Genomic DNA, 12,896 nt, shown 5'->3' with positions numbered 1-12,896 from the left:
CATAAGAAATAGCGGCGCCCGCTTTTCCAGCTGCAATAAGATTTAATGAATTGCCAATACCCCAGATTATACCACCAAAAACACCGACCATATGAATTTTTAAGTTCCCACTAAAGTAAGCCTTGTAATTAGTGGGTTTGCCGCTAATTGGCTTTTTCATTAAAATGGTATTGAACAGGAAGTTACTAATGAAAATTCCGAGTGAAAAAATTACAACTGCAGTATAAGGAGTCATTTTACCAACTGCCGGACTTACAAAATTATCCAAGTCCATTGAGGCGGCAATAAAACGGTAAAAGAATGACATTAGAACTCCGGCAAGTATTGAAACCAGGATTCCTTTTGAAGTAACTTTTTGGCCTCCTCCTGACGTTTTCTTAAAAGCAATTGCATTTAAAACAATGGCAATCGCAATTAATCCTACACCAAGAAATAACAGCACAGGGTCGCCTTTTTGTGAACCCAAATAATTAATAATTACCCCTAAAACAAGCGCAAGCCCAATTCCAACGGGAAAAGCTACTGACATACCAGCTAATGCAATAGCAGCAGAAAGCAGAATATTAGCTGCATTAAAGATGATACCTCCCAAAAAGGCGCTTCCAATACTTTGCACATCTGCCTGCCAAAGGTCTTCGATAAAACCACGACCTCCTTCACCTATACTACCAATGGTTAAAGCAGAAATTAGTGAAAGAATAAGAACTCCGAGTACATAGTCCCAGTAAAATAATTCGTAGCGCCAGGTTTTGCCTGCTAACTTTTGGGTATTTCCCCAAGAGCCCCAACAAAACATAGTTATTACACAAAAAATAATTGCTAAAGAGTAACTGCTAACGATAAACATAGTGTTTGATTTTAGTATTTAATTTTATTGAATATTCAGGATTAAGTCACATCATTTTTGCTCCACTGTTTTTTTGCAAGCTAAGAAATTGAAGTAATTCTTTTGCTTTCTCCGGCTCTTTTTCTGAAAGATCATTCTCTTTTACGATACCATCCTTAAGATTGAATAGCTGTACCGTATTGTTTTCTATATATTCCAGCAATTTTTAGTCACCACACCTTACTGAACCACCTGGACTTTACATGCCGTGGTTATTATAATGAGGGAAATGCCAGAAAATGACCTCACGGTTAATATCTGTTTCTCCTTTTACCAGTGATGCAAAAAAACTCAAGAAGACCAATACTATCAAAATTGATACCAATATTCTTCTTATGACGATATATTAAAGTTTTACTTTAAATGGTTTATCATCATAGATTATGGCATAACTTAATTCAATATTACCATAGTCAATCGGGTTAAGGATTTTAATTACCACCTTGTGCTTTCCTTTGGGAAGTTGATATTTCCAGAATGGGGTAAACCTCCTTCTGTTTTGTTCGGTTGGCAGCTTTATCTTCTCAACCAACTTCCCATCTATATACATTTCGGTTTCAAAAATATGGTTCTTTTTTCCATGGTCTTTAACGTTTGCGGGACCGGCCAATGCAAAACCAATACCTTCAAAATCAAAAGAAATCTCATTGTCTGTTTTAGTTGGAACAATTTTAGCTTTGGGATAATGTCCTTCAAAAGCAACTTCCAATGGAACAGTCTTAGGTGATTGCGTTTTTATACTAATGTGATTGTTATAAATTGATCCGCCATTTTTTTCAATTTGTTGAATGGCGTGTTTATATGACAAATCATAGGCATCGAGCAACGAATACTCTGTTCCCATAAAATTCAAATCTTCAACTTTATCCAATCCTTGTGTCCAAAACTCAGGAATTGATTTATACCCAACAATTGAAGCCAAAACCCCACCTGCAGTTGCCGGATTACAATCTGCATCATCGCCGCAGCGGGTTGCGATTTCGAAGGTACGTGTAAAATTACCTTCACCATAAAGCAAGCCTATTACTACCCAGGCAGAATTAATTTTAGCATCGATATTGAACGGCTGAAAAACACCTAAAGGTGAACCGACATCTTCACTCCACTTTTGATTGGTCTTGTACCAGGTTGCTTTCCAGTCATAAGGATTTTCTTCGTACCATTTAATTACATCATTGATACATTGAAAAAATCTACTTTCAGTTGGAATTACACTTATTGCTTTTTTAACTATATCACCTATTTCATCTGGATTGTCTGCAATCAGAGCCAAAGAATATAGTGCAGCAACAAATACACCACCATAATATCCATCACCATAATTCATTATATGTCCAACTTTATCACAGATATCAACAGCCGAGTTTACCATTCCTGGATTCATTAAACCTGCAAAATCTGCTTCTATCTGAAAATCTATATCATCAGCACATGGATTATTTAGCCAATGACCGGATTGAGGTGGAGTTAATCCATTTTGAATATTATAACGTGCACTTTGGTTGGCAAACCACAATTTATAATCCGCATTGGCAAACGAAATGGCAAAGGATTGTGCAGGTGCATCAATCCCCTCCTCTTCTATCACTTTCATAAACGAAAGATCCATGTAGATATCATCGTAGGTTCCGGGACGCTCTTTGTATTCATTTATCAGAGAGTTTTCATTCCATTCCAGTTTCTGATAGTCCTGAATCATTGTTGAGTTGTATTTAAACTCGGCAGGCAAACCAAAAGTCACACCAATAGTTTGGGCCGCCCAGGCTCCCTTTATTTTGTCTTTTAGTGCTTCTTTGGAGATAGTTGCTTCATCTTGTTTTTTTTCAATTCCATTCATGCTAAATGAATTTGAAACAGAAATTAACAGACCTAATATTACTATTGTGTTCTTTATCATGACTTTATATTGAATTTGATTATAGATTTAACTGTTTTCCGATAAAAATGCAAATACTTCTTCTTCTGTGGGTATAGAAGGTTGTGCTCCCATACGCGTAACACAAATTGCCGAAGCGGCAGATGCAAATCGTAAGGCCTCATGCCACTCCTCTCCTTTACTAAGACGCGCTGCCAATGCTCCACAAAAAGTATCACCCGCAGCAGTTGTGTCGAGTGCTTCAACTTTAAATGCATCCATACTTATGCTGATTTTTCCTTTTTTCAACAAAGAGCCTTCCTTCCCCAAAGTAAGAAGTATTGATGTTGCGCCCATGGAAACAAGTTTTTCCAGAACAAACTCTTTTCCGACAGATTCAATTTTTTCACCCGAAATAGTTTCTGCTTCCATTTCGTTTACTACAAGAACATCAACGGTTTTCAATATTTCTTCATCTAATTTACGAGCAGGAGCGTCATTCAAAATAACTGTTTTTTTATGCTTTTTTGCTAAGGCACAAACTGTCTTAACGGTATCATACGGAATCTCCATTTGTAAAACCACAATCTCAGTCTCTGCAATTTTTTCTTCCATAATTGAAATATAATCCGGACTGAGACTATTATTGGCTCCAGGCGTTATAACGATACAATTTTCTCCTTGCTCATCCACAAAAATCATTGCCGTACCAGAAGATACCCCCTCTACAATTATTGCTGATGAAACATCTATACCTTCTTCATTGTAATACTTTAAAGTATTTTGTCCGTTGGCATCGTCTCCCAAACAGGTGATAAAATTTACATCTCCTCCCAAACGATGTGCTGCAATTGCCTGATTTGCTCCTTTACCTCCCATGGCCTGCATATATGACAAACCTTCAATAGTTTCACCGGCTTTCGGAAACTTTTTCATTTTCGCTATTAAATCGGTATTAGAACTACCTACTACTAAAATCTTACTCATTATTTGTAGTTTTTATATTTTCTTCTTTTCTGTTAAATGATATCTTCCCCTAACAGATAGGATTTTCCTAAATTCTTCTAAATTCATATGTTTCCAGTTTCCCGATACTTAATCCTGTAAAATGGGATCAAATCTGACAAAATCAATCTTAATTCTTACTAAAAATGAATGCACCTATATCTGTCTTAATACTTTTCGGTATCTTTTTCCCTTCATAATCCATTGAATAGCCAAGATTTAATCCTGCTCTACGAGCAGGGCTATTCGATTTTATCTTAAAATCGTCTGCCTCCTGTCCATGGTAATTAATCAGTTGAGGATTGGAAAAAATGGCATTATCGCCTGGTCCTTCCTGTCCCATTACCATACTGCCGGAGGCAATAAAAAACAGATTATTGCTGATAATGGAATTTGCATTTTTAGTAGCCTGTTTTCCTCCAGGAAATATGATTATATCGTTCTCCACGACCACCAGATTGTTGCGTACATAGTTATTTGAGTTTGTTTGTGTAATATTAAATACCCCCCAATCGCAGACGTTGCTCTTTCGTCGAATTACAGTATTATTATCAATTTTACAGTCTTCACCACACCACAATGCTATAAACTGCTGATAATCATCACTAATATTGTGATGAATCAAAAAGTTACTGTATGGGGGATTTTGAACTACATCAGTCCATGTAACTTCTATAAATCCCTGATTATCTCTAGTAAAGTTATGGTGTATTTCAATATGGGATTTTGGGAATCTGCCATCATCAATTTCAATGGCGCCACCATCTGCACCATCACCATAACTGTTAGCTCCCCAGTTAATTCGAGAATCTATAGCTCGATAATTACAAATTTTGTTAAATGAAACTTCCTGGTGGTCTCCTCCCAGCCAAATTGCAAGTGGTCCCCAAGACCATTCTTTCAACACCCTGTTGCAATCATGAATATAATTATGGGTAATTAATGCATGCTCACCATAACTTTTGATCCCTACTCCACAATCAAACAATTCGTTATTTTTTATGATGCAATGTGTTGCATTCTTATCAATATAAATAGCACCTAATTCCCACATCTTAAGAAAACGGATATTGCCCGAAAGTTCAGCAACTGTTTCATAGAAATAAAGATTTTCTACTAAGATGTAACTCCCCTTTAACCGTATACAGTTACCATAAAAATCTTTATCCGGATTAAACTGTTTATTGGTAAATGCAGGAGCAGGCATATCTTTGTTTCCATAATCAGTCAGAACAATATATTTATTCGGTAATCCGGATTGACTAACATGAAGTGTTGTATTAAAATTTGATCCCCTTTTGAACTTAATAGTATCGCCTGGAACAAATATGTGCTGACCGATTTTGCATAGTGTTTTCCACGCACCGGATTCCGATAGACCGTCATTATTATCATCGCCATCGTTGGAATCTATATAAAAAACTTTTGATTTCCTTTCAAAAACATTATGCATTTTCCCTGTATCGGTAAAGAAACCATACATTACAATCAACAGCACAACTAATATTATAAACCCTACTATTTCTAATGCTCTTTTTTTATTTCTCATAACATTTTCATTTTTTTACTATTTACGCAAGATCCCTTGTTGAAAATTCAAATTATGTGCAATTTCGGACTGGTCATTTTATTTTGAATCTTGTGTAAACTCAAAAGCTCCAACATCTGGTCGGATGTTTTGAGGAATATCTATATCGGAAAAATCTTTGGAATACCCTAAATCCAATCCAGCGTTGATTGCTGGGCTGGCTGATGTTAGTTTAAAATCATCAGCAGAATCCCCATCGATATAATCCAACAGCATCGGATCTACAAAGATGGCATTCGCCCCTGGATCGGCCAGTCCCATGTTTAATTTTCCTTTTAGGGCATAGTATAAATTATTACTAATTATACTTTTTGGAAAAACATAGTCTCGACCTCCTTCCGGATAAACTACAATATCATTTTCAACAACAATAAGGTTATTTCTAATATAATTATTTGAGTTACCTTGAGTAATGTTAATCACTCCCCAATCATTAACGTTCTTTTTCCTTCGAATTATTGTATTGTTTTCAATTTTACAGTTTGCACCTACCCATAAGGCTATAAATTGCTGATAATCATCACTTACATTATGATGTATTTCAAAGTCGGTATAAGGTGGATTTTGCTTAACATCAGTCCATGTTACTTCTATGAACCCCTGACAATCACGAGAAAAGTTGTGATGTATGGAAATATTTGATTTCGGATAACGAGCATCATCTATTTCAATGGCTCCACCATCGGCACCTCCACCATAACTATCTGGCCCCCATGTTATACTTGGGTTGACTACTCTGTAATTAATTATCCGGTTGTAACATACTTCTTGATTATCAGCTCCCAACCATATAGCCAATGGTCCCCAATCCCATTTTTTTAATACGCGATTGCAATCGTGAATATAATTGTTTTCAATCCTTGCATAAGGGCCATAGCTTTTGATTCCAACGCCACAGTCGTATATTTCATTATTTCGAACAATACAATTTTCAGCACTTTTGTCGATATAAATTGCTCCTAATTCCCACATGGTTAAAAATCCCCCTGCATTTTCAGGCAATTCAGCCACAGTATGTAGGCAATATAGATTTTCCACTATTACAAAACTCCCTTTTAAGCGTATACAGTTTCCATATTGGTTGTTTTCGGGATTAAATATCGTATTTGTAAAAGCAGGTGAATGTAAGTCAACATTTCCGTAATCACTTAAAATAATCGGTTGCTCATAAGTTCCTGAATCATTAATTGTTACTACTCCTGAAAAATTCGAACCACGCTTAAAACGTATTTCATCGCCAGGGTTCAGCTTTGTATCTCCTATATTTTTTAGCGATTTCCAAGCACTGCTTTCAGACTTTCCATCATTGTAGTCTTCTCCTGATTCAGAGTCAATGAAATAAACTACTGCGTTAATTGGGACTATTTCTTCATTTTGTTCTGAACATGCACTACAAAGATTAAAGCAAAAGTAACATAATATAACCAGAATCAAGATTTCTAAAGAATTAATAAACTTAATCATTATTTTATAATCGGATTAAAGTATTTCTGAATAGTCTCCGGAATCGGCTTGTTTATTTCAAGGATTTCCTCTTCAGGGGCAAGGTTGTCCTCATCACAAGGTAAATAAAACAAACCGCTTAAAGACAGTACAACAAATATTCTCAAGCATGCAAGCATTTTTATATCTTAAATAAAAGCGGTGAATCAAATCCAAGGAGCCACAAAAACGCTCCTTGGATTTTACTAACTAACTAAACTATTTATGCTTATTAATACCCTGGATTTTGCTCAAGATTTGTATTGGCATTGAGCACATTGTTTGGAATAGGAAACAACTCCTTATAGGGCTCGGATTGCGGTTTGAACTTCCATTCATCACCCCATTTTCCGAACCTTATAAGATCTTGCCTCCTCACTTCCTCAAAAGCCAACTCTCTTCCTCTTTCGGCCAACAGTTCATCAAGTGTAATTGATGTGTAATTGTGACTGTCGTTACCAAAGGCTCTGTATCTAACTTGGTTCACCAAATTAAGTACCGATGCATCAGAAGATTCTGTATTACCATTTTCTCGCATAATGGCCTCCGCTTTCATAAGAAGAATATCTGCATACCTAAAGAAAGCAAAATCATTATCCATTGTCTCCCATCCATTTAGTCCCTGCGGCATCTCCCATTTGAAACATCTTACACCCTCACCTTCGGGCGATGCATCCAAATTCGTTATCTCTTTTGTAAATGTTAGCTGACCTCCTTCATATCCCCATACCGGATCTCCATTAAAATAAAACTGGGGTCCTACTTCCCAACCTTCTCTTCGATTATCCTCGAGGCTAAAAGAATCATACATCGCTTCCGTCATGCATATGCCATTCCAGCACCAAGTTCCGTTCAGGTCGAATTTATCCAGTAGTGCCCAGTGCAATGTATACATATGCATTTGAAATCCGAAATCACCTATTACTCGATCATGTGGCATTGCCCAAATAACTTCTCTTGAGCTTTCATTTTCAGCAATAAAGTTATCGGAATAATTGCTTTCAAGCGTATAATGCCCTCGGTTAATTATGCTATCACACATTATTTTTGCATCTTCATAACGATCATGGCCAATCCATTTTTCCGAGTTCAAATACATTTTAGCTAAAATTGCAAAGGCAACCGGTCGGATACATCTTCCGTAATAGTCACTTATAGGCGATTCCTGTAATAAAGGATATGATTCTAATAATTCTGTTTCAATAATATTAAATGCTTCTGTTCGACTAATCTGCGAAGGCAATGAGGTATCCTCAAATTCCAAATTGATTGGTATGTTTCCAAACAAGTCAAGTGCTTTATACAATGCCCAGGCTCTGAGTGTCCTTAATTCAGCGATCATTCCTTCTTTACCATCAAACTGTGCAGGTGAATTTCGAACCTGATAGATTATTTGGTTACAGTTAGCCACTGTATTAAAACACATTTCCCAAGAGGCATTTATGGCTTCCTGGTAGGGAGTAAATTTATGTTTGTGCAAATTTCTCCATACACCGTTATTATCCAGCCAGGACCCATTAGTATGTACCGGAATCACAGCCTCATCGGTGGTCACAACTTCAGTGCCATACAAGCCCCACAGACTTGTACCTCTATATCGCAGACCTGCATAGGCACTGCCCATTGCTAGTGTACATTCATGTTCTGTGCTATACCATTCTTCAGAATTGATTGATGAAAATAATTCTTCATCCAAATTTGTGCATGCACTGTTACTCAGTATAAATGCAAAAACTGCAATCAGAAATTTTATTGATCGTGCCATTTTTAGTTTTTTTTTAGAAATTAAATTTTAATCCTAACAAATAAGTACGGCTGTATGGATAGGTCAAGTTATCTCCGCCATATGTGTTATAATTTGTATCAATACCTACAGGAATCTGTTCAGGATCATTTCCTTCAAAATCAGTAATTGTTAAAAGGTTTGTTCCGCTTACATATAATCTTAAGTCGCTCTTGCCCAATTTAAAATCGTATCCCAATACCACGTTATCCAATTTAATGAATGTGCCATCGTCAAGAAACCTGTCATCAAACCGGTATTCACCAAAATTCTCGGGATGGTCCAACACTGATTTCATGGCATTCCGACCATCAGATAAACGTCTTACATTTTCATAATTAAGTCTGTCCCAGTTAATCAGGGAATGACCAACCATAGCTCTAAATGCAAAAGTCAAAAAGAAGTTTTTGTATGTCAATCTGTTTTGCCAACCCAGTTCATAATCGGGATATTCATTACCAACGTTCTTCCTGTCTCCAATAGAGTTTTCATCCACCACACCATCACCATCTAAATCTTTATATATGATAGTTCCATCCTCGGCCGTAGCAACGTAAATCGGTGTCCAGAAATCACCAACTGCTTCTCCTTCCTGCAAAAGCTGCGCCCAGCTTGTTGATGCTGGCGTATATTTTATGAAATCCAGCTCATACCCTCTGGAAGGATCAGATAGTTTTACCATTTCATTTTTATTTTTACTCCATGTGATCGTACTATTCCAGTTAAAATTTGAAGTCTTTAAAACATCTGCATTCACCGTGATTTCAATACCCTTGTTGGTCATTTCTCCTACGTTGGCATAAATTTTATCATAAACATTAGGTGGTACAGGAACATCATAATACCATAACAGATCAGAAATTGTTCTACTGTATAAATCAACCGATCCAGAAATTCTGTTGAATACGCCGAAATCAATTCCCATATTGTATTCAGTTTTTGTTTCCCACTTCAAATCCGGATTTGGATTGTTGTCTGGCACATAAACATTTTGCCAATTACCTTTATAATAAAACAATCCGCTACTATCACCAGTCCTTGTTGAAAGGCGCGGAATAGATTGGTAATTTGGAATGTCCTGGTTTCCTGTAACACCAACACCCGCTCTAACTTTTAGATCATTGATAAAATCAACATCCTGCATAAAACCTTCTTCTTTTATTCGCCAGCCCAAGCTTACCGCCGGAAAAGTACCCCATTTATCGTTTTTACCAAATCTTGAACTTCCCTCGTGTCTTAAAGAAGCTGAAGCCAAATATTTATCTTTATAATTGTATGACACCCTACCATAAAAAGCAATAAGTTTGTTCGTCTCTTTGTAAGAAGAAATATCAGCTAATCCCTCTATAAGGTCATTTCCGGCCGCTATGTTGTGATAGCTAAATTTGTCGGTATCAAAATTCCCGTTGGTAACACTCATACTAGTATTACTTCCCTTATTGTATGAATACCCCCCTATAGCATTAAACCTATGATCCTCTCCAAGAGTGAAGCGATATCGTATACTTGGTTCGAGTATGTAATCCTTAGTTTTCCATGATCCAACATATGCCTGTCCTGATTTTCCCAATAGGGGGTAATGTTTTGTATAATAATTCTCATCGGTTCCTGACCAAACATTGTAAGATCCTGTGAAATTCAGAGACAAATTATCAAGCAGTTTAAATTCTGTATTTACTACAGCATTAACGAAATTGACTTCCCTGTCGAAAGTACTTTCATTAATCATAGCAACCGGATTTCTGCTGCCTTGTATGTGATTATCATAATATTTATTGCCTGAAATGTTCTCCGGATCATAAATTGGCTCTGTCGGATTTCTGGTGATCGCTTGTTCGTAAAGACCTCCCGGAATATCAGAACTAGTCGTCCTAGAATAAAGAAGCTTATAATCCAATATCAACCGATTATTAAAAGCCTTCTGTTTTACAAAAATAGAAGGAGCCACCACATTGGAGTAATTATCTTCAAAAAGACCTTCATTATTTTTGTAAGACAAATTGGTCCTAATAGCCAGTTTCTCAGTCCCGCCGGTTATAGATAGGTTATAATTTTGATTTATTGGCGTTCTGGTCACTTCATCCAGCCAATCGGTACTACTTCCTTTATCCAGATTGGAATTGCCAGGAATAAGCTCCTGGATTGCAGACCTGTATTCATCGGCATCAAACCAGAGATCATTTTTATCAATCGACTCATAGGAAACAAATGCAGATAGCTCACATTTAATTTCCCCCTGCTCTGGTTTTTTTAAAGTAATAAGTATTACACCATTTGTTGCACGCGTACCGTAAATTGCAGCTGCCGAACCATCTTTTAAAATATCAAATGATTCAATCTGTTCAGGATTTATGGATTTTAGTGTACCTCCCCAAACAGCTCCATCAACAATAATTAAAGGAGATTTCCCTCCCGATAAGGAGTTAAGACCTCTGATTCTAACGGTATAATCGCTGTTTGGATCTGCTCCATTACTGCTTATAATAGACAATCCTGCAACTTTTCCTTGAATAGCTCTAATAGGTGATGTCATATCGCCTTGTAAGAATTCTTCCGCATCAACGCTACTTACTGATCCAGTCAATTCTTTCTTAGTTGTGTATCCATACCCAATTGCCACAACTTCTTCAAGTCCGATGGCATCAGCTTCCATTTTTACGTTTATCACCGTTCGACTGCTTACAGAAATATCCTGAGACAACATTCCAACGAAGGAAAAGACCAAGGTTGCATTTTCCTGAACTCCGCTTAACGAATATCGACCATCAATATCGCTTATTGTACCTTGCGATGTGCCCTTAACGACAACTGTAACACCGGGCAGGGATACATCATTTTCATCTACGATCTGTCCTCCAACAGTAATCAACTGTTGCGAATACAGCACCGAACTAAGCATTAGAAACACTATCGTAATCCCTAATATCCGGTTAATTTGTTTAAAACTAGTTGATGCAGAAAACGAGACCACCTTAAAAAGAAGTCCTTCCCGCGATTTTGATTGATTCATAATTAATGGATTTTGATTGTACATTACAAAGAAAGACAAAAAAAGCGAATTGCACAATCGTTTGTACTTAATTTTTATGCCTACATTAATAAAATGCAAAAAACACAATACACAAGCATCAAGCCAAAAAATTTTATTTACCTCTTTTTCTGATATTTACATACACTTATTCTAAATGCAAAATATTAGAGTAAAATTTAATTCTTCACAAAGCAAAGAATTTCAATATGTATGCTCAAACGTTTAGTCGGCTATTGATCATGATCTTACAGCTAGCATAAAGGATAGAGCATCTAAAACTTGATTATCTATTACTTAGACTACGAAAATACATTATTGTAAATTAGGAAGAATCTAATTAAGAAATTCGCAGCAAATAATCAAAGAAGTTGCAAAAGAACTAAATTACATTCCCAACCATTTTTCTACAAGCCTGAGGTCAGGGAAAAGCAATACTATTAGGCTTATTATCCCCTCTTTAGACAATCTTTTTTTGCGAATATTGCAAGTTTATTCAATCGCTAAGTAAGAAAGCTTAGTTATAAGCTGATCATTTCTGACACCAAATTTTGAGAATAGTAAACTTTCTTTTGATTCTACAGATAATTATTATGGTGCAATTTCTACAATAAAATATTTGATAGAACATGACCACGCTTAAATTGCATGTATTCTAGGAATTAAATCATCCACTCCCTACAAAATAAGGATTAAGGATATTAAACATGCAATGCAAGAGATAGGTAACATAAACATTCATGTAATTGGCGATGATTTTAGTGTACAGAACGGTTATCAGGAAACTAAACTTTTATTGCGCAGGAAAGAACGATCAACTGCTATTTTTGCATTAAGTAACACAATTACAATGGGATGCCTAAAATCTTTAAAGGAGGATACTTTAAAATTGCCAGATGATATTTCAGTAATTACTTTTGACGATTACCCGTATCTTGATTTTTCGGAAACACCAATAACAAGAATTGCTCAACCAGTTGAGCACATGTGCGAGACTGCCTTAAAATATTTACTTTCAAAATTAAATAATGAATTGAAATTAATTATTGATCATGTAACATTAAGGTCAGACTTAAAATACGAAACTCTGCTAAAGAAGATTTATTATTTTTTTTCACAAGTACAAATAGTTTATTTACTGTCCTGCGTAAATAATTGATATTATTCCGGCTACAAATAGTATAAACATAAGCGTAAGTAGACCATTGGTACTTTTTGAAGAACCTTTAAACTCTTTCCAGATAAAAACACCCCAGAGTGCTGCAACCA

General features: G+C 36.2%; 9 protein-coding genes. 1 reads left to right on the top strand and 8 read right to left on the bottom strand.

Features of this window, described 5'->3' with window-relative positions:
• The 8 genes from ELS83_RS21025 to ELS83_RS20990 form a co-directional block, all read right to left on the bottom strand.
• Nucleotides 1–847: multidrug DMT transporter permease (locus ELS83_RS21025; protein ID WP_171597519.1), on the bottom strand; the 847-nt coding region annotated here is incomplete at its 3' end.
• A gap of 46 nt (nt 848–893) precedes the next feature.
• On the bottom strand, nt 894–1,049 hold the full coding sequence (locus tag ELS83_RS21020) for a hypothetical protein (RefSeq protein ID WP_171597518.1): 156 nt from the start codon (nt 1,047–1,049) through the stop codon (nt 894–896).
• Between the two features lie 183 nt (nt 1,050–1,232).
• On the bottom strand, nt 1,233–2,723 hold the full coding sequence (locus tag ELS83_RS21015) for an ADP-ribosylglycohydrolase family protein (RefSeq protein WP_171597517.1): 1,491 nt from the start codon (nt 2,721–2,723) through the stop codon (nt 1,233–1,235).
• 87 nt (nt 2,724–2,810) lie between these two features.
• Entirely contained in the window at nt 2,811–3,728 is a 918-nt protein-coding gene (rbsK, locus tag ELS83_RS21010) for a ribokinase (RefSeq protein ID WP_171597516.1), read from the bottom strand.
• 148 nt (nt 3,729–3,876) lie between these two features.
• A complete protein-coding gene (locus ELS83_RS21005; protein WP_171597515.1) occupies nt 3,877–5,295 on the bottom strand; it encodes a polysaccharide lyase domain-containing protein in 1,419 nt (472 codons plus the stop codon).
• Nucleotides 5,296–5,373: 78 nt separating this feature from the next.
• Nucleotides 5,374–6,798: a choice-of-anchor Q domain-containing protein gene (locus ELS83_RS21000; RefSeq protein ID WP_171597514.1), complete on the bottom strand. Its 1,425-nt coding sequence runs from the start codon at nt 6,796–6,798 to the stop codon at nt 5,374–5,376.
• 250 nt (nt 6,799–7,048) lie between these two features.
• Entirely contained in the window at nt 7,049–8,581 is a 1,533-nt protein-coding gene (locus ELS83_RS20995) for a RagB/SusD family nutrient uptake outer membrane protein (protein ID WP_171597513.1), read from the bottom strand.
• Between the two features lie 13 nt (nt 8,582–8,594).
• Entirely contained in the window at nt 8,595–11,609 is a 3,015-nt protein-coding gene (locus tag ELS83_RS20990; protein WP_171597512.1) for a SusC/RagA family TonB-linked outer membrane protein, read from the bottom strand.
• A gap of 661 nt (nt 11,610–12,270) precedes the next feature.
• Between ELS83_RS20990 and ELS83_RS20985 the strand changes: the two genes are divergently transcribed.
• Nucleotides 12,271–12,786 carry a substrate-binding domain-containing protein gene (locus ELS83_RS20985; protein ID WP_171597520.1) on the top strand — a complete coding sequence of 172 codons (516 nt, stop codon included), beginning with the start codon at nt 12,271–12,273 and terminating at the stop codon, nt 12,784–12,786.
• The last annotated feature ends 110 nt before the right edge of the window (nt 12,787–12,896 follow it).

It is taken from the genome of Marinifilum caeruleilacunae (assembly GCF_013141825.1).
Classification (GTDB): Bacteria; Bacteroidota; Bacteroidia; order Bacteroidales; family Marinifilaceae; genus Marinifilum; species Marinifilum caeruleilacunae.
The sequence above is the reverse complement of the archived record's forward strand: the minus strand, read 5'-3'. Positions and strand labels throughout refer to the sequence as shown.